This is a genomic window from Vibrio sp. LQ2, assembly GCF_023920125.1.
Classification (GTDB): Bacteria; Pseudomonadota; Gammaproteobacteria; order Enterobacterales; family Vibrionaceae; genus Vibrio; species Vibrio fluvialis.
This window is the reverse complement of record NZ_CP085308.1, coordinates 2,249,640-2,267,412: the sequence shown is the minus strand read 5'-3', so window position 1 is coordinate 2,267,412 and position 17,773 is coordinate 2,249,640. Positions and strand designations below refer to the sequence as shown.

The window sequence follows — 17,773 nt, the reverse complement described above, 5'->3', positions numbered from 1 at the left end:
CTTCTATTGCATCCTTTTTACAGGTCGGATACCCAAATTGAGTAAAAAAACGTACTATTTTTGCTAATCGCGATATCATATACCCAAACCACCTCAAGATGCGAAATCCAAACAGAATTTTTACTTTTGAGCTTGGTTTACAAAGACTTGTGAGCCGTCGCTTAGGTAAAACACCACTCTGAGGCAATTATGACTCCACTGGCACTCATTATGATCATTTCCGCTTACCTGCTGGGCTCAGTATCCAGCGCGGTGCTGATCTGCCGTCTGTTGGGGTTGCCGGATCCACGAGCCGTGGGCTCACACAATCCTGGCGCAACGAACGTATTGCGTATCGGCGGCAAGAAAACGGCCGCAGCAGTGCTGTTGTGTGACATGCTCAAAGGTACCATTCCGGTGTGGAGCGCCTATTTTCTTGGTATCGATTCGCTGATGCTGGGTATCATCGCGATTGCGGCCTGCCTTGGCCATATGTACCCGCTGTTTTTCCACTTTAAAGGCGGAAAAGGCGTCGCCACAGCTCTTGGTGCCATCGCGCCGATCGGGCTAGACCTCACGCTGATGATCATGCTCACCTGGCTGGTGGTTGCCGTGATCTTTCGTTATTCCTCGCTGGCCGCTCTGGTCACAGTATTATTGGCACCGTTTTATACCTGGATGATCAAACCACAATACACCTTGCCAGTGGCGATGTTGTGCTGCCTGATTGTGCTGCGTCATCATCAAAACATTAAGCGGTTGTTTGCAGGCACGGAACCCAAAGTCGGTGAAAAAAAACCGAGCAGCCTCGACTGACTCAATATCGTTGGCAATAAAAAAGGCCAAACGGCCTTTTTATATTTGCGTTATGCGTACACCTTAGCGAAGAAGCGCATCAGCATATCGGTGACAAACTGCGGTTGCTCCAGATTACTGATGTGGCCAGCTTGTGGTATCACCACCAACTCACTGCCGGTAATACTGTCATTCATTAAATAAGATTCGAGCGCCGGGCGCGGCGCATCTTCTGCACCGACCGCAATCAGCACAGGCAGCGCAAACTTCTCAACCTCTTCCATCAAGTCGCGGCGGCCAAACACCATACGACCAATTCGCGCAACTTCAACGGCCTGCTCGCCGCTCAGCGCTGCCAAACGGCTGCGGAATGATTGCACCAGCAGTGGCGAGTTCTCTGCGGCGTTTTGTGCAAAAAACATTGGCGTGACCACATCGACAATCGGCGCAGGGACCGCTTGAAGTTGGCTGATGGTATCCAGCATATGAAAGTATTTCGCATGCGTGACTTCCGGTTCCAATCCGACAAAAGTGTCCATCATCACCAAAGATTTTACTCGTTGCGGCGCAAGGGCAACCAACTCGGCGCCCCACATGCCTCCCACCGAGAGTCCCAGTACAGAAAACGTTTCGATCGCCAGATGATCCATTAGCGCCAATATATGCTGCGCGTAGTCAGCCAGATTGCACATTGCCGCTGGAGCTGAATCGGACGCCCCGTGCGCCCACAAATCAGGCACAATACAGCGATAGTGCTGGCTGAGCACTTCCACCTGCGGAGCCCACATTTGGCTATCCCACAAGTAACTGTGACCCAGCACAATGACTTCGCCCTGCCCCACGTCCAGATAATGCATCTGCTGGCCATCAACGTTAAACATGTTCATTCTTATTTTTCCTGTTATCAATGTTGCAGCGACTATAGCATTAAAAACACTACCGTCAGCTCTGAGCAGACACGTCAAAACTGTACTAATCGCTTGATTCATAGAAACAAAAACGGCCGCTTCAGCGACCGTTTGACAGTGATTAATCGTTGATTGGCGTCAGTTGATCTATCGGCCAGCGCGGGCGCGCTTCCAGAGTCAAATCCGTCACATCACCGTTTTTCAGACGCTGCATGCCAGCGTACGCGATCATGGCGCCGTTATCGGTGCAAAATTCAGTACGCGGATAGTAAACTTCACCGCCGACTTTCTTCGCCAGTTTGCCTAAGTCTTCACGCAGCTGTTTATTAGCACTCACACCCCCCGCAATCACAATGCGCTTCATGCCCGTCTGTTCCAGAGCACGGCGGCACTTGATAACTAAGGTGTCACACACTGCTTCCTGAAATGCATAGGCGATATCCGCTCGGGTCTGCTCATCATCGCCGTTAGCCGCAATCGTATTGGCAGTAAAAGTTTTCAGGCCAGAGAAACTCATATCCAGCCCTGGGCGATCTGTCATCGGACGCGGGAACTTAAAGCGACCCGGTGTGCCTTTTTCAGCCAAACGCGCCAGCAGCGGACCACCAGGATAATCCAGCCCCATCAGTTTCGCGGTTTTGTCGAACGCTTCACCGGCAGCATCATCAATCGATTCACCCAAAATCTGATATTCACCAATGCCGTTCACTTCCACCATCATTGAGTGTCCACCTGAAACCAATACCGCAACAAACGGGAATGGCGGCGGGTTGTCTTCCAACATTGGCGCCAGCAAGTGACCTTCCATGTGATGCACAGGCACCGCTGGCACATTCCAGGCATAAGCCAAGCTGCGGCCAATCGTTGCACCCACCAATAAAGCACCAACGAGGCCCGGGCCTGCGGTGTACGCTACGCCATCAATGTCTGCCGGGGTTAAGTTAGCTTCGGCCATCGCCGCTTTGATCAAAGGAATGGTTTTCTTAACGTGATCGCGTGATGCCAGTTCCGGCACTACGCCACCGTAGTCTGCATGAAGTTTGACCTGACTGTAGAGTTTATGCGACAGCAATCCTTTCTCATCGTCGTAAATCGCTACACCCGTTTCGTCACAAGAGGTTTCAATACCAATAATGCGCATAGTTTTCTCAGCACGCTGTCATCTATAATTCGAAATTGGCGCCATGTTACCTCGGCTTGGCTTCACAAACAAATTTTGTACAGACTGTAAGCGACAAAGTGCTTTACAAAGCCGTGGCTATCGGATTAAAATTCCGCACCATTTTTGATCAAGCTGGTTTCGACCAAACTAATTGTTGTTTTGGTCACACAACGCCAGCGTTAACGAATTAACCCCTGAGGTGAAAGGCATATGCCAGTAGTTAAAGTACGTGAAAACGAACCGTTCGACGTTGCACTACGTCGTTTTAAGCGCTCTTGCGAAAAAGCAGGTATCCTTTCTGAAGTGCGTCGTCGTGAGCACTACGAAAAACCAACTACAGTTCGCAAACGCGCTAAAGCAGCAGCTCAAAAGCGTCACGCTAAGAAGCTTGCTCGCGAAAACGCTCGTCGCGTTCGCCTGTACTAATAACTGATTCCTAACTAAGGAATTCGTTATGGCTCTGATTGATACTCTCAAAGATGAGCAAAAATTAGCGATGAAAGCCAAGGACAAAGCGCGCCTTGGCACTATTCGTTTAGCCCTTTCAGCCATTAAGCAACGTGAAGTTGACGAGCAGATTACTCTGAGCGACGACGACATTCTTGCTGTGCTGACCAAAATGGTTAAACAACGTCGCGATTCTGTTACGCAATTTGAAGCAGCAAACCGTCAGGATCTTGCTGATGCGGAAAAAGCAGAAATCACAGTTCTTGAGGAATTTATGCCTCAACCACTGAGCGAAGAAGAAGTGGTCGCACTGATTGACAGTGCAATTGCTGAATCTGAACCAGCGGGCATGCAAGACATGGGTAAAGTGATGGCGCTATTGAAACCGCAGATTCAAGGGCGTGCAGATATGGGTAAAGTTAGCGGCTTAGTTCGCGCTAAACTCGCTTAACCTGACACCCAATTGCATCAAGCCGTGCTATCCTCTGGAACGCACGGCTTGTTTGTATCTGTACTCTGCCTGAACGCGGGTACGTTTCTTTGAATTTCAGTTCTTTCTTTTAGGTTTTATGGCAGGACAAATCCCTCGTAGTTTCATTGATGACCTCCTGGCTCGGCTTGATATTGTCGACATCATCGACGCACGTGTAAAACTTAAAAAAAAGGGTAAAAACTACAGCGCCTGCTGCCCATTCCACAACGAGAAAACCCCCTCCTTCAGCGTCAGCCAGGAAAAACAGTTTTATCACTGTTTCGGGTGTGGTGTGCACGGTAATGCCATCGACTTTATGATGGAATATGAGCGTCTGGAGTTCCCGGAAGCCATTGAAGAGCTGGCCTCTTTTCTCGGACTTGAAGTACCTCGGGAAGAGCGCAGTAACGGGTCGTTTAACAAAAATGCCCCTCGAGCCAACAGCGAAGAAAAACGCAACCTGTACGATTTGATGGGCAGCATCGCTCAGTTTTATCGTCAGCAACTCAAAGTCGCATCCAACCGTCACGCGATTGAATACCTGAAAAACCGCGGTTTATCTGGCGAAATCGTCCAGAAATTCGGTATTGGTTTTGTAGCAGACGAATGGGATTTGGTTCGTAAGAACTTTGGTCAAAGCCGCCACAATCAGGACATGCTGGTATCGGGCGGTATGTTGATCGAGAACGACAATGGCAACCGCTACGACCGTTTTCGCGGTCGAGTGATGTTCCCGATTCGTGATCGTCGTGGCCGCGTGATCGGCTTTGGTGGCCGCGTGCTCGGCGATGGCACACCGAAATATCTCAACTCGCCAGAAACGCCCATCTTCCATAAAGGTAAGGAACTGTATGGCCTTTACGAAGTACTGCAGGCCTATCGTGAACCACCACAGATTCTGGTGGTCGAAGGCTATATGGATGTGGTGGCGCTGGCGCAATATGGTATCGACTACTCTGTCGCCTCACTGGGTACGTCAACCACCGGCGATCACTTACAGCTACTATTTCGTCAAACCAATACTGTGGTTTGCTGTTACGACGGTGACCGCGCAGGCCGTGAAGCCGCGTGGCGTGCATTGGAAAATGCACTGGGCTACTTAAAAAGTGGCAACATTCTGAAGTTCTTGTTCTTACCTGATGGTGAGGATCCGGACAGCTACGTACGCAAGTTTGGTAAAGATGCCTTTGAAGAACAGATGAACCAGGCAGAACCTCTGTCGAAATATCTGTTTTCTAATCTGTTGTCACAAGTCAATGTCGGCAACAATGAGGGGAAAGCGGCGCTTGAAGCCATGGCTCTGCCACTGATCAATAAGATCCCAGATGAATCTCTACAGGATCAGTTGCTGAAAATACTTGAGCAGAAAACCGGTATTTATAAAAAGCCGAATTTACCGAGTGAAGCCAATAGTCGACCGCAGCCGCACAAAGAAATTAAACGCACGCCGATGCGGGAAGTTATCGCTTTGCTTCTGCAAAATCCGAGCTATGCTGATATGGTACCTGACCTTTCCAGCGTTAGAGGTCTGGCTATTCCGGGGCTGAGTTTGTTGGTAGAAGTCCTTGAAAATTGCCGACAATACCCCCATATCTCAACGGGCCAATTACTTGAACATTGGCGCAACAGTAAAAATGAGGCACTTCTGTCTCGTCTGGCAAGCTGGGAGATCCCCCTTGTCGAAGACAACCAAGAAGAACTATTTTTAGACTCATTGGACAAAATTCTTGCCCAGTGCGTAGAGAAACAAATTGAAAACTTGCAGGCTAAAGAGAGAAGCGTCGGTTTATCAGCCGAGGAAAAGCGGGAGCTAGTAGCGTTAATGCTAGAATTAAAAGCGTAACCCAGTTTAAATAGTCAGCAACGAATAAATTTGTTAATATACGTGGTTTGCATTTCGCATACTATTCCTTCACCAGATACGAAGTTGGATACCGTCTATGGATCAAAATCCGCAGTCACAGCTTAAACTACTTGTCATTAAAGGCAAGGAACAAGGCTATCTGACCTACGCCGAAGTAAATGACCACCTACCTGCTGAGATCGTCGATTCTGAACAGGTAGAAGATATTATTCAGATGATCAACGACATGGGTATCAAAGTAGTCGAAACTGCTCCTGATGCCGATGACCTCGCCCTTAGCGACGATAACACGATCACTGATGAAGATGCAGCAGAAGCCGCTGCAGCTGCGCTGTCAAGTGTAGAAAGCGAGATTGGTCGAACGACCGATCCAGTCCGCATGTACATGCGTGAAATGGGTACAGTAGAACTACTGACTCGTGAAGGTGAAATCGATATTGCTAAGCGTATTGAAGAAGGTATCAACCAAGTTCAAAGCGCCGTAGCTGAATACCCGGGCACCATCCCTTACATTCTTGAACAGTTTGACAAAGTTCAGGCCGAAGAACTGCGCCTGACCGATCTGATTTCTGGTTTTGTCGATCCAAACGAAGAAGAGACCACCGCACCAACAGCAACCCACATCGGTTCTGAGCTAAGTGGTGCAGATCTCGACGACGAAGATGAAGAAGACATCGACGACGAAGATGAAGACGAAGATGAAGACGGTGATGACGACAGCAGCGACAGCGATGAAGAAGTCGGTATCGACCCTGAGCTGGCACTGGAAAAATTCACCGAGCTGCGTAACAAGTTCCAAAACCTGCAACTCGCGATCAACGAGCACGGTAACGAAAGCTCAAAAGCGCAGCAGGCAACGGATCTGGTACTGGATGTCTTCCGTGAATTCCGTCTGACACCAAAACAGTTCGATCATTTAGTTGATACCCTTCGCACGTCAATGGATCGCGTTCGTACTCAAGAACGTCTGATCATGAAAGCCGTGGTCGAAGTGGCAAAAATGCCGAAGAAATCGTTCATTGCTATCTTCACGGGTAACGAATCAAGCGAAGCATGGTTGGATCAGGTTCTGGCATCAGATAAGCCGTACGTGGAAAAAGTTCGCCAGTACGAAGATGATATTCGCCGTTCTATCCAGAAACTGAAGATCATCGAACAAGAGACTTCTCTGACTGTTGATCGTATCAAAGACATCAGCCGTCGCATGTCTATCGGTGAAGCGAAAGCTCGCCGTGCGAAGAAAGAGATGGTTGAAGCGAACTTGCGTCTGGTTATTTCTATCGCGAAGAAATACACCAACCGTGGCCTACAATTCCTGGATCTGATTCAGGAAGGTAACATCGGCCTGATGAAAGCGGTTGATAAGTTTGAATACCGTCGTGGCTACAAGTTCTCGACGTACGCAACTTGGTGGATTCGTCAGGCGATCACTCGCTCAATCGCAGACCAGGCACGTACTATCCGTATTCCGGTTCACATGATCGAAACGATCAACAAACTGAACCGCATCTCTCGTCAGATGCTACAGGAAATGGGTCGTGAGCCACTGCCGGAAGAGTTGGCTGAACGCATGCAAATGCCGGAAGACAAGATCCGCAAAGTACTGAAAATTGCCAAAGAGCCTATCTCAATGGAGACACCAATCGGTGACGACGAAGATTCGCATCTGGGTGATTTCATCGAGGATACCACTCTGGAACTACCACTGGATTCTGCAACAGCAACAAGCCTGAAAGCAGCAACTCGTGATGTTCTGGCTGGCCTGACGCCTCGTGAAGCGAAAGTACTGCGTATGCGCTTTGGTATCGACATGAATACCGACCACACGCTCGAAGAAGTGGGTAAACAGTTCGACGTAACTCGTGAACGTATCCGTCAGATCGAAGCAAAAGCTCTGCGCAAACTGCGTCATCCAAGTCGCTCAGAGACTCTGCGCAGCTTCCTCGACGAGTAAGCAATCATTGCAAAGACAAAGGTGAGCCACGGCTCACCTTTTTTATTATTCGGGATGCTAAGTGAATAAAAACTAAGCGCTATTACCCTACTTTGCGGCTAGACACTCCAAAGCCCATCCCCTATAATCGTTTCCCTAATCGGCCCCTTAGCTCAGTGGTTAGAGCAGTCGACTCATAATCGATTGGTCCCCAGTTCAAGTCTGGGAGGGGCCACCAAATTGCAAAAGCCTGATGAGGAAACCCATCAGGCTTTTTTGCATTTGGAAATTGAGGAGAAAATAGCCACTACCAAAAATAGCGAAATTTGAGCAGCACCGAATTCATGCCTGCATTTTGTGAATATATGCCGCCATTAGAATAGTGCAGGTAAGTTAGCATCAACGTACCGAAGTCATAGCGCAAACCAAACGCGATCCGATCCTCGAACTGGAATTTACCGCCCATATCTCGATCGTTGAATACATATTCGCTAATGTAGCTCCCCCCGATACCGCATTCTAGATTGGGTTTGGCTCCGAACAATCGCGTAGAAAATTGGTACGAAAACACCGGGGAGATCGCAACAATGCGCAAGTCATCTTTTCCAGGTAATGACCAATTGTTCAAAGACAAATCTAGATAGGCCGAAAGGCTTCCAGAGTCACTCTCCCACCATTGTTTATCAAAATTGTGCTGAATACCGATATGCGCGAGAAATTCGTGATCAAATGAAGTTCCAGCGCCAACACTCACACTGTCGAACCAAGATTGGCAATAAACGGCAGACGAAAAGCAAAACGATACACCCACAATCAATGACCTACATAAACAGACATTCATCATGTATATCTTCATTATTATTGATAGATATAATTTTAGTTCGCAATACCTATTTTGGTAGCTAAACGCTTTTCTTCTATCCACTAAAACTGGCCGCAATCCGGATAACATAATCTTTAACAACGAAAGCAGATGTTTGAACCCATGCCACGAAACAGACACTGAGTGATAAAAGACAGCACAATGCCCCGAGTCCAACTACTCTGTTCCACGTTCAGAGACTACGCTTAGAGCTACTATCTGTGATGAAAAGGTTCCACTATGAGAAATGTAACGGCTTTACTCGCTATGGCGCTCAGCGCATTCACGGCTCACAGTGCTTTTGCCAGCGACTATGTCTTGGACTCCAGCTTAGCGTCGATGCTGGTTTGTTAAGCGGCGAAGCCAAACAAGTCGCCTTGCCCGTCAAGGTGACCATGCACGGCCAAACTCAAAGTGTAACTTTTCCGGTTGTAGTGATGCCAGCTGGCGATCACATCATGGTCAGCCCATACGCCCCCGTAGTGATCGGGGGCAGTGATTTTGGTATTCCTGCTGGCAATTTAAATGCGTTGTCAACCACAGTTGGTGACATCAGCATTTCGGATCGTGTGCCAGTGACACTGACACTGATGTTTCGTAAGTGACTAAATGTTTAGGAATAAAAATGCCCGCAATATGCGGGCATTGAAAACAGAAAAATTAAAGATAGGTGTAAGATTATTACTGGTATGAATAACTGTAATAACCATATCCATAGTTAGACGCTTTTTTCTCTGTTGCATTCAAAATAACGCCCTTTACTTCGATACCCGCTTGTTCGAAGCGGTTTCGAGCAACATCAATCTCTTTCACTGTGTTCATACCAAAGCGAGCAACCATAAGAGTTGTCCCAGCTAATGCACCAACAATGCTTGGATCCGTAACAGCTAAAACTGGAGGTGTATCAATAATAACCAAATCATAGTGCCCACTCGCCCACTCTACTAATTCATTGAATCGAGGATGCATAAGAAGCTCAGAAGGATTAGGAGGAACCTGACCACGTGTCATGATGTCCAAATTTTCAATACGGGTCTCTTTAACCGCCGTTGCAAGAGGAATCTTACCCCCCAGATAATCTGATAAGCCATTTTCCCAATCCATTCCGAAAGGTTGCTGCAAATACCCCTTGCGCATATCTGCATCAATCAATAGCACTCTTTGACCTGTCTTAGCTGCAACGACTGAAAAGTTCGTCGATACAAAAGATTTACCTATACCTGGTGCAGGCCCAGAAATCATGAGGACATTATTCTTTGCTTCCATCATCGCAAAATGCAAGCTGGTACGTAATCCGCGCAATGCCTCGACTGATAAGTCTGCAGGATTGGATTCAGCTAATAATGTAAGATCCCTGTTTTGTTTACGATGACGTTTAAGCTTGTTGAAGAGTTCAAGTTGAAGACTTGACTTGGGAATACTGGCATAAACTGACAGGCCTATCTGCTCAATGTCATCTGGATTCTCCACTCCTCGATGTAAAGCTGCTTTAACTAAAACAAAAGCTAAACTTAGCATCCCTCCCAATAATGTTGAAAGCAGAACAATCATAGTTTTTTGGGGCTTAACTGGGGTTGCAAACGTCTGTGCATTGTCTAAAATGCGAACGTTGCCAACTGTACCTGCTTTTACGATTGAAAGCTCCTGAACTTTGTTTAATAGCTGAACGTAGATTTGTTGATTCACCTCGACATCACGCGTCATTCGCAGCACTTCCCTCTGCGTTTTAGGCATCTTTTGAATCTGTTGATTTAAGCGTTCTTTTTCTTTTAGAAGCGTAGTACGCTTGTCTAACAGAGATCGATATGCGGGATGATCCTTGGTAAAGCGCTGACTGATTTCACTTTCTTTAAATGTCAGTTCATTAAGCTGTGCTTCAAGCTCCACCATAACCTTCAATGTTGATTGGGCCTCTAGTCCCAAATCGATTGAGTCATTTTTTTGACGAAACGTGTTAAGAACGTCTTCGGCGGTAGTCAAGCTGTCTTTTACATCCGGTAAGTGACTTTTCAGGAAGCTCAAACTCTTCTCTGCTTCTGCTGAGTTACGAGCGACATTCTGTAAAAAGTAATTCTGTGCTATATCATTAAGCACATCTGAAATCAGTGCTCGATTCTCACCAGTAAAACTCAGTCCTAATATACCTGTTTGCTTTCCTCGCTCACTGACAGACAAGTTTCGCTTCAGCCACTCAATTGCCTCTAGTTGACTACGCTTCGTGATAGAAAATTCAAAGCCATCATTCGCATAAAATGAAGAAACGAATAACTCATAACCATCGCTTTTTGCTAATACGCCAGCTTGACCTTTCAGTATTACACGATCATCTCGAAGCAACTGATAAATTTGCTGATCATTATCAAGAACAACAATAGTATGGGTTGACTCTTGGGCAAACTCAGGAATGGTAAAGCGCTTCACACTCATTGAACTTAAATCGCCACGAATACGAGCCAATCCCTTACCAAGAAATGGGAAATACGACGGTTCAACGACAGTTGTTAAATTAAATTTTTCAACTGTATCACCTAAAATCATACGAGATTTAATGATTTCGATTTCAGTCGTAGCAGAAGACTCTGAGGAAAATAGCTCTCCCATATCTCCAACCAAAGAGCCAATACCACCTGAGCTTTTTTGTTCTATCTGGATCAATGAATCAGCTTTGTAGATCGGCGTAGAGAGAAGAGCGAATGCCACACCCACGAGAGAAAATAACAAAGTAGTTAAAAGGATGATCCATTTGGAATCAAAAATAATACCAAAGAGTTTTCCTAACTCGATTTCATCAGAACTATTTTCAGCCGCTGTTCTTGATAGTTTTGTTGTCATAGTATTGTTGTGTCCTGGGTCGTTCAGAGAAAGAGTGAAATCAATTGTGTGTTCCAATGAGCAGTTGTCATATTTATAACTTTCTCACCCAAGCTTTTGCGGCCTGTTCAATCAATTCATAGGCATATTCAAACGCTTCTCTGCTTTGTCGAAAAGGATCAGGGATGTCTTTCTGTCCTATCCATTGTCCAAACAGCATAGTTTTACCACGAGCCTCTGGCGCAATATCTGTCAGCGCTTCTATGTGCTTTTTTTCCATAACCAGAATCAAATCGTATTGCGCACAAAGTGAACTCGTCAGCTGTTGCGCGCTATGATTACTCAGGTCTAAATTATGTTCTTCTGCAACTTTTAAAGCCAATTCATCAGCAGGCCTTCCTGTCAGGCGGCTTTTGTCAGTACCCAAACCAGCTGAAGCAATATGTTTGTGTGGGAGCAACTTGTGCAACACGCGCTCCCCAGTAGGAGAGCGGCAAATATTACCAACACAAACCACTAAGATATTGTTAAACAAAACCACCTCCTTACGGCCAGTTACGAATCCGTAACACTCCCTCGGTGAGTTCATTAAACCCAGAGATTGTCGGCACCAATTGACTAACCACACGATTCCAACGCGTGAGTGGAGCAGCCGTAACATATACAATGTCATAAGGCTGAATTTCAAATTCCGTACCAATCACTAACGCAGAAGCGTCTTTGATATTCAGTTGATAAATGTCTGCCAAGCGCTCTGATTTATCACTAGATGTACGTATCACGAACACGCCCGTAGCGTCTGCTGAAAGTTGGTTAATCCCCCCCACACTACTAAGCGCTTCAGTGAGACTCATTCCAGAGCGATCGATCTTCAGCATTTTAGGTTCATTCACCTCCCCCATAACAAACACTTTCTGACTATCATTTCGAGGAACATGAATAATATCACCAGCTTGTAACAATTTGTTTTGGGTCAAATCACCACGCTGCATCAATGCATACAGTGAAATATTCAGCTCTTCGCCGTTACGTGTTAATGTAACATTACGCCAATCTGCATCATCAGCTAAACCGCCAGCATTGTTAATTGCATCGAGGATGGTTAAAGGGATATTGGTGATAGCTTGTTTACCTGGAACCGTAACTTCACCTGTGACATATGCCTTCTGTGATCGAAAAGCCGCAACACTTACGTCCACCTGTGGGCTTTCAATATACTTAGATAAACGTTCTGAAATTACCGCGCGAATCTCACGCACTGTTTTTCCAGCAACGTCAACCGTACCAATGTAGGGATAGAAAATTGTGCCATCGGAATGAACCCAGTTACCCGCTTCAGAGGCACTCCGATAGGACCCCGCAGGAATAGTCAGTTCAGGATGATCCCAAATCGTAACATTTAGTATGTCACCAACCCCTACTTGATACTCGTAGGTCTCAATTTGTTTATCAAGCTCAGCATTTGCGCGAGAGCGAACATCTTTAGCAGAGTTATAGCGACTAACACTGTGCGCATCTAGGGGATAAATGTTGACTTGCTCAGTCATATTATCGTTTTGATCATTCGAATCAGCTTGAATGATGTTTTTATTATCAACGGAAAGATGCGAACCTGGTACAACAGTGCAACCAGCCAGAATCGTCGGTAACAATGCCGAGAGAACGAGATATTTTTTCACTTCCATTTAAGCCAATTTTTTCATGAGTACTTTACAGTTACTCTTATCATCTCCGGTAAACATTCAACTGTACAAAGTAAGAGCACAGCTCTACATAAAGTTTGAAAGTTTTAGAACAGCTATTGTTACCAGAACTATACCTAGCCCTTTACAGGCTCCCTATACGTTGTTGTTCGTGGATTTCAAAGAAAATTTAGCAATAATAAAGACACATAACACTAGACTTAAATGTTCACTCTCATCTAATTTCGCCTAAATTTATCCTTAAGACTCACCCTTACTAACATATTGACAAAATTATCATGACGGTCACTTATACCATATTTATTCTTAGGTCGATTATTATGCATATTGCAGCCAAGATGACAATTTATTGTCTCAAATATCTTTTAGAAACCGCTGTCCTGTTTAAGCAAGTTTGAATCTAAACTTATCGAACACATATGTTCGTTTACTTTCCAAACGATTTATATCTACAATTGGCTTCGAAGTGAAATACACACTTCAAACATCGATGTTTAAATTTGTATATTAAGGACTCTCTATGAAAAAAATCGCATTAGCATTGTTCGTTGCATTGGGTGTTTCAACATCGGCTTTCGCAGCCGTTGAAGAAAGCTCTGCTGCTGCTGCGTCTGGTGGCTCAGCTGGCGGTGCAGCAGCCGGGACTGCTGCTGTCGGAGGCGTTACTGCTGCTGGCGTTGCTGTGGGCACCGCATTAGTAGTGACAACAGCTGTTGCCGTTTCTCAAAACAACAGCACTGATGGTACAACTGGTACAACTGGTACGAACTAGTTTGCTACCTAAAGTAAAATCACACGCTATAAGACCAACTGCGGTTGGTCTTTTTCTTTAAAATTTACACTAATTTGAACTTATCGAATTTAAAAACAAAAATATCAATAAATAAACCAGAACAAATAACAATCAATTCGATGTATTTAAGATTAAAAATAACAAAAAAATAACAAAACCCCTTCTAGAGATTAAATAACACAAAACACAATAAGGAATAACATTAGCCATGAACGACATATCAGGATGGCGTAATTTATTAAAAGTAGGCAACGCCACGGCCTTGCTCTTACTAGTTGGTTGCTCTCAGCAAATATCGAGTGTCAATGACACATTAAAAGAAGCATTTTGGGGTATTGATGATGTCACTCTTTCTGCTGAGCAAGTCAATGAATTACCCTATGCAAGCACTTATGTGCGACTGAATAATGGACCACGTGTGTTTATGGTATTAGCCTTTGCCGAAAAAAACCCGGTGACTGGAAATACTCAATTAAAATGGGTCTCTAACGATCATGCAATGATTGTGACCGAGCAAGGCAGAATTGTAAAAACGCTCAACCTTCCAGAACAGAACTTGGCTGCTATTAACGGAGAAATGCCTGAATGGACTTATCCAGGTCGATGGCAAGCAACTTATGATTGGCAAACCAGAAACCAATACGGATATTCTGCCGATGTCTCAACAATCAAGTTAAATAGTGATTTTACTCAGCCCGAACTATGGCAGGAAGCCTTGGAACATTGGCAAGAAACCATTTCCTTTTCAGATCTTTCATCGAGTATTCAAAATCACTATTGGGTCAACCAGCAAGGCGTGGTGCTCAAGAGCATCCAACACATTGGGCCGAATATGGCCCAGATAGAAATGGACATTCTCAAACCTTATCTGGAAACTCGACAATGAACCGCTTGAAACCACTATCGCTTTTCATGACTGTTTTAATTTTAGGCAGTTCCGGTATTTCAGCTCATGAATCAACACATGTTGTATTGCACAATCACCAACTTGTGCTGCAGTACAATCAGGCAGTTCGCCTCGATCGAGTGTTAGCAGATGCGCTGATTCAAGACATGAAATCTAGAGAACCACACGCTTATCATGAAGGGAGCAAACTTTTTTCTCTTAGTCAGAAAAAACAAGCCGCTCAGTTCTACTTAAATGTACAAGAACAATTAAGTAACTTACTGAATGACAATGACTATCGTGTTACTGCCAAGCAGTTGTTGACTCAACTCAATCAGTTTCAATTTGGTTTTAGGTTGAAAACCAATCTGGACGTCGACGCCGTTCGCCTCAAAACTGAGCTTAATCCATTGCTTCCAGGCAACTATCAGCTTGAGTTGTCTCATAGACCCAATTCAATAACGCTATTCGGCCTCTCTGAAGAACAAAGCACTGCATTTCAGTCAAGTTTTACTGTTGCCGATTACATTGAACGTTCTCGCGCCAGACACAAAAGCTATTCGAGCTACGCTTGGGTTATCTCTCCAAACGGCGACATTTCACGTGTCGGCTATGCCTACTGGAACAATGAGTCAACAAAACTTCAACCAGGCAGTTCGATTTTGGTCGGGTTTAATACTACAGACCATCAATTGATTCAACTCGAAAAAGACATTGCCACCCTTATTAGTATGATCGAAGGTCCTTATTTATGACAAACCTTGAACGCTCAATCACGCCTTTTACTTATGTCATGAGCGCGGTTTGTCTTGGCATGCTTTCCAGCCAAGTTTTCGCCTCATCTTTGACACCACTGGCATTACAACCTTCTCAATCAGATTTTGGTGGTGTTGGGTTGATGCAAACACCAACGGGTAGAATGGCCGACGAAGGTGAATTCAACTTTGGAATCAACGTCAATGATGATTACCAACATTTCTATACCTCTATACAGTTATTTCCTTGGTTGGAATCTACGATTCGCTATACGCGGGTACCTGATATGCTGTACAACCCAAATCCGTCCTACAGCGGAGATAACTTGTATACGGACAAGGGGATAGACGTCAAATTACGCCTTTTGGAAGAAAGTTACTGGTTGCCAGAAACCTCTATCGGAATTAGAGATATTGGTGGTACTGGGTTATTTGACGGCGAATTTATTGCTGCGACAAAGCGTTTCGGCAACTTAGATATCACCCTTGGGATGGGATGGGGGTATTTGGGTCAGAGTGGTAACATCGGTAATCCAATCTGTCACACTAGCAATTCGTTTTGTGATCGCAGCACGGAAGTAAAGCAAAGTGGTGGTTCTATTGATGCAGGCCGTTGGTTCCACGGCCCGGCAGCACTATTCGGAGGGGCTGAATATCAGACGGCATACGCTCCACTTCGTCTAAAAATCGAATACGATGCAAATGATTATTCTCAAGATTTCCCTTATGTGCAGGGAGGCAAGCCAATGCCTCAGCATACTCCTTGGAACTTTGGTGTTCTTTACAGGCTTGGGGATTGGGGCGATGCAAAGCTGAGTTATCAACGAGGCGATACTTTAACGCTAGGACTGAATCTCTACACTAACTTCAATCAGTTACAATCCAGTTGGAGAGATGAGCAAAAAGAGTCGGTCGGCGCAGCGCCGAACAGTACCCCCGACTGGAATGAAGTGAGCGCGAAACTCGCAACCAATGCGGGTTATGTGAACAATACCATCAGCCAAAATGACGAGACTTTGGTTGTGACAGGTCAACAAGTCAAATATCGCGATCGTGAAGAAGCTCAAGATCGATTGGCCGCGATTCTGGCTAATAATGCTCCAAGCACGATTCGAACCTATCGGATCGTAGAGCAGCGGAATGGCGTTGCACTTACTGAAACGGATATTTCAGCAACTGGCTATAAAAAAATTGCTCGCAACGAATACATCGGCGCTCAAATGGCGGATGCCACCAGAAGTTCAGAGCCTAGGAAAGGATCATCCGGTACGATACTGGCTGAGAACCACAACCGATGGAACGCAGGTATAGCTCCTGTTTTACAGCAGTCTTTTGGTGGGCCGGAGTCCTTTTATCTTTACCAAATAGGCTTCAATACTAATGCCAACCTGTGGCTTACCAACAATATTGAGGCCAGTGGTTCCATTTACTTCAACTTGGTCGATAACTATGACCAATTCAACTATGTTGAGAACAACCCTCACATTTCCAACTTTGCCGTACCACGCGTGCGTACCATGTTCCGAGCCTACGTTCACGATAACCCAGTGCGACTGAACAATCTTCAGCTAACCTGGTTTGAACAACCGTTCCAACAAATCTATACACAAGCCTACGCCGGTTATTTAGAAACCATGTTTGCTGGTGTCGGGGGGGAAGTTCTGTATCGCCCAATGAACAGCAACTGGGCTGTTGGTGTCGATGCTAACCTGATTTCACAACGTGATCCTGATTCCTGGTTCGGTACATTCAGCGATTCTTACGTTTACTATGATGGTTATAACGCCAACAACTGTGCAGCAGGTGACGTCAGTTGTCAGGCCTATGTTCTTGATAAAGGAACAACTGGGCAAATCACTACATATTACACACCGCAATGGGATTGGATTGATGACACCTTATTCAAAGTCAGTGTTGGAAAATTCCTTGGGGGAGACAAAGGAGTGCGGGTAGATTTTTCCAAGCAATTCAAATCCGGGGTGATTGTCGGTGCATTTGCCACTGTGACTGACCTGACTACCGAAGAATACGGTGAAGGCAGCTACAACAAAGGTTTCTATGTTTCCGTGCCATTCGACGTTATGACGATAAAACCATCAACAAACAGAGCCAACATAGCATGGCAACCTATTACTCGCGATGGAGGCCAGACACTGAGTCGGAAATATCATCTCTATGATATCACCGATGCTCGTAGCCCTTGGTTTGAGCGCAAAAACCAAGTTTCTTCCAGTCAGTAATCATTAATTCTGTCGTGCCTACGCACCGTAGGCATGACTTTTCCCTCTGCATACCTTTCAGTTGTTACCCCACTTCACATCCACTGCCGTTCATCGTCACCAAACTGCAATCGAAACGCCATCAAAGCCTCATCCAATCGCAGCGGTTCTGACACAATCGCGC

16 protein-coding genes and 1 tRNA gene are annotated in these 17,773 nt (G+C 45.5%); 11 read left to right on the top strand and 6 right to left on the bottom strand.

Annotation, left to right across the window (positions count from 1 at the left end):
• Nucleotides 1-189 precede the first annotated feature (189 nt).
• Nucleotides 190-795, top strand: coding sequence for a glycerol-3-phosphate 1-O-acyltransferase PlsY (gene plsY / locus LGV68_RS10630; protein WP_020330420.1), 606 nt, complete (start codon nt 190-192; stop codon nt 793-795).
• Between the two features lie 50 nt (nt 796-845).
• On the opposite strand, the gene LGV68_RS10625 is transcribed toward plsY, so the two are convergent.
• The gene (locus LGV68_RS10625; protein WP_208563612.1) at nt 846-1,661 is read right to left on the bottom strand and encodes an alpha/beta fold hydrolase; all 816 of its coding nucleotides are present in this window, start codon (nt 1,659-1,661) and stop codon (nt 846-848) included.
• A 142-nt stretch (nt 1,662-1,803) separates the two neighbouring features.
• Nucleotides 1,804-2,823 carry a tRNA (adenosine(37)-N6)-threonylcarbamoyltransferase complex transferase subunit TsaD gene (tsaD, locus tag LGV68_RS10620; RefSeq protein ID WP_020330418.1) on the bottom strand — a complete coding sequence of 340 codons (1,020 nt, stop codon included), beginning with the start codon at nt 2,821-2,823 and terminating at the stop codon, nt 1,804-1,806.
• 231 nt (nt 2,824-3,054) lie between these two features.
• Between tsaD and rpsU the strand changes: the two genes are divergently transcribed.
• The 5 genes from rpsU (at nt 3,055) to LGV68_RS10595 (ending at nt 7,798) form a co-directional block, all read left to right on the top strand.
• Nucleotides 3,055-3,270 (top strand): 30S ribosomal protein S21, encoded by a 216-nt coding sequence (gene rpsU / locus LGV68_RS10615; RefSeq protein ID WP_001145625.1) that lies wholly within the window; start codon nt 3,055-3,057, stop codon nt 3,268-3,270.
• Between the two features lie 28 nt (nt 3,271-3,298).
• Nucleotides 3,299-3,742 (top strand): GatB/YqeY domain-containing protein, encoded by a 444-nt coding sequence (locus LGV68_RS10610; protein ID WP_020330407.1) that lies wholly within the window; start codon nt 3,299-3,301, stop codon nt 3,740-3,742.
• A gap of 118 nt (nt 3,743-3,860) precedes the next feature.
• Nucleotides 3,861-5,606 (top strand): DNA primase, encoded by a 1,746-nt coding sequence (gene dnaG / locus LGV68_RS10605; RefSeq protein ID WP_020330405.1) that lies wholly within the window; start codon nt 3,861-3,863, stop codon nt 5,604-5,606.
• A gap of 97 nt (nt 5,607-5,703) precedes the next feature.
• On the top strand, nt 5,704-7,581 hold the full coding sequence (gene rpoD / locus LGV68_RS10600; protein WP_020330404.1) for an RNA polymerase sigma factor RpoD: 1,878 nt from the start codon (nt 5,704-5,706) through the stop codon (nt 7,579-7,581).
• A gap of 141 nt (nt 7,582-7,722) precedes the next feature.
• Nucleotides 7,723-7,798 (top strand) — tRNA-Ile (locus tag LGV68_RS10595).
• A 69-nt stretch (nt 7,799-7,867) separates the two neighbouring features.
• Here LGV68_RS10595 and LGV68_RS10590 read toward each other — a convergent pair.
• Nucleotides 7,868-8,314, bottom strand: coding sequence for an acyloxyacyl hydrolase (locus LGV68_RS10590; RefSeq protein ID WP_222743492.1), 447 nt, complete (start codon nt 8,312-8,314; stop codon nt 7,868-7,870).
• Between the two features lie 332 nt (nt 8,315-8,646).
• Between LGV68_RS10590 and LGV68_RS10585 the strand changes: the two genes are divergently transcribed.
• Entirely contained in the window at nt 8,647-9,027 is a 381-nt protein-coding gene (locus LGV68_RS10585; protein WP_354668709.1) for a YceI family protein, read from the top strand.
• Nucleotides 9,028-9,103: 76 nt separating this feature from the next.
• Here LGV68_RS10585 and LGV68_RS10580 read toward each other — a convergent pair whose 3' ends face one another.
• The 3 genes from LGV68_RS10580 to LGV68_RS10570 form a co-directional block, all read right to left on the bottom strand.
• Nucleotides 9,104-11,254 carry a polysaccharide biosynthesis tyrosine autokinase gene (locus LGV68_RS10580; RefSeq protein ID WP_252536707.1) on the bottom strand — a complete coding sequence of 717 codons (2,151 nt, stop codon included), beginning with the start codon at nt 11,252-11,254 and terminating at the stop codon, nt 9,104-9,106.
• Between the two features lie 73 nt (nt 11,255-11,327).
• Nucleotides 11,328-11,768 (bottom strand): low molecular weight phosphotyrosine protein phosphatase, encoded by a 441-nt coding sequence (locus LGV68_RS10575; protein ID WP_233976793.1) that lies wholly within the window; start codon nt 11,766-11,768, stop codon nt 11,328-11,330.
• A gap of 10 nt (nt 11,769-11,778) precedes the next feature.
• Nucleotides 11,779-12,918: a polysaccharide export protein gene (locus tag LGV68_RS10570; RefSeq protein ID WP_252536705.1), complete on the bottom strand. Its 1,140-nt coding sequence runs from the start codon at nt 12,916-12,918 to the stop codon at nt 11,779-11,781.
• A 566-nt stretch (nt 12,919-13,484) separates the two neighbouring features.
• Here LGV68_RS10570 and LGV68_RS10565 point away from each other — a divergent pair.
• The 4 genes from LGV68_RS10565 (at nt 13,485) to LGV68_RS10550 (ending at nt 17,610) form a co-directional block, all read left to right on the top strand.
• A complete protein-coding gene (locus LGV68_RS10565; protein WP_252536703.1) occupies nt 13,485-13,634 on the top strand; it encodes a hypothetical protein in 150 nt (49 codons plus the stop codon).
• Between the two features lie 303 nt (nt 13,635-13,937).
• Nucleotides 13,938-14,615 carry a YjbF family lipoprotein gene (locus tag LGV68_RS10560; RefSeq protein ID WP_222736011.1) on the top strand — a complete coding sequence of 226 codons (678 nt, stop codon included), beginning with the start codon at nt 13,938-13,940 and terminating at the stop codon, nt 14,613-14,615.
• Nucleotides 14,612-15,370 carry a capsule biosynthesis GfcC D2 domain-containing protein gene (locus LGV68_RS10555; protein ID WP_222736006.1) on the top strand — a complete coding sequence of 253 codons (759 nt, stop codon included), beginning with the start codon at nt 14,612-14,614 and terminating at the stop codon, nt 15,368-15,370. The genes LGV68_RS10560 and LGV68_RS10555 overlap by 4 nt, the downstream gene beginning before the upstream one ends.
• A complete protein-coding gene (locus LGV68_RS10550; protein ID WP_233976803.1) occupies nt 15,367-17,610 on the top strand; it encodes a YjbH domain-containing protein in 2,244 nt (747 codons plus the stop codon). The genes LGV68_RS10555 and LGV68_RS10550 overlap by 4 nt, the downstream gene beginning before the upstream one ends.
• Nucleotides 17,611-17,773: the final 163 nt, after the last annotated feature.

Excerpts from the sequence above, each read along its gene's own strand:
- plsY (WP_020330420.1), top strand. The coding sequence starts at position 190 with ATGACTCCACTGGCACTCATTATGATCATTTCCGCTTACCTGCTGGGC.
- LGV68_RS10625 (WP_208563612.1), bottom strand. The coding sequence starts at position 1,661 with ATGAACATGTTTAACGTTGATGGCCAGCAGATGCATTATCTGGACGTG.
- tsaD (WP_020330418.1), bottom strand. The coding sequence starts at position 2,823 with ATGCGCATTATTGGTATTGAAACCTCTTGTGACGAAACGGGTGTAGCG.
- rpsU (WP_001145625.1), top strand. The coding sequence starts at position 3,055 with ATGCCAGTAGTTAAAGTACGTGAAAACGAACCGTTCGACGTTGCACTA.
- LGV68_RS10610 (WP_020330407.1), top strand. The coding sequence starts at position 3,299 with ATGGCTCTGATTGATACTCTCAAAGATGAGCAAAAATTAGCGATGAAA.
- dnaG (WP_020330405.1), top strand. The coding sequence starts at position 3,861 with ATGGCAGGACAAATCCCTCGTAGTTTCATTGATGACCTCCTGGCTCGG.
- rpoD (WP_020330404.1), top strand. The coding sequence starts at position 5,704 with ATGGATCAAAATCCGCAGTCACAGCTTAAACTACTTGTCATTAAAGGC.
- LGV68_RS10585 (WP_354668709.1), top strand. The coding sequence starts at position 8,647 with ATGAAAAGGTTCCACTATGAGAAATGTAACGGCTTTACTCGCTATGGC.
- LGV68_RS10580 (WP_252536707.1), bottom strand. The coding sequence starts at position 11,254 with ATGACAACAAAACTATCAAGAACAGCGGCTGAAAATAGTTCTGATGAA.
- LGV68_RS10570 (WP_252536705.1), bottom strand. The coding sequence starts at position 12,918 with ATGGAAGTGAAAAAATATCTCGTTCTCTCGGCATTGTTACCGACGATT.
- LGV68_RS10560 (WP_222736011.1), top strand. The coding sequence starts at position 13,938 with ATGAACGACATATCAGGATGGCGTAATTTATTAAAAGTAGGCAACGCC.
- LGV68_RS10555 (WP_222736006.1), top strand. The coding sequence starts at position 14,612 with ATGAACCGCTTGAAACCACTATCGCTTTTCATGACTGTTTTAATTTTA.
- LGV68_RS10550 (WP_233976803.1), top strand. The coding sequence starts at position 15,367 with ATGACAAACCTTGAACGCTCAATCACGCCTTTTACTTATGTCATGAGC.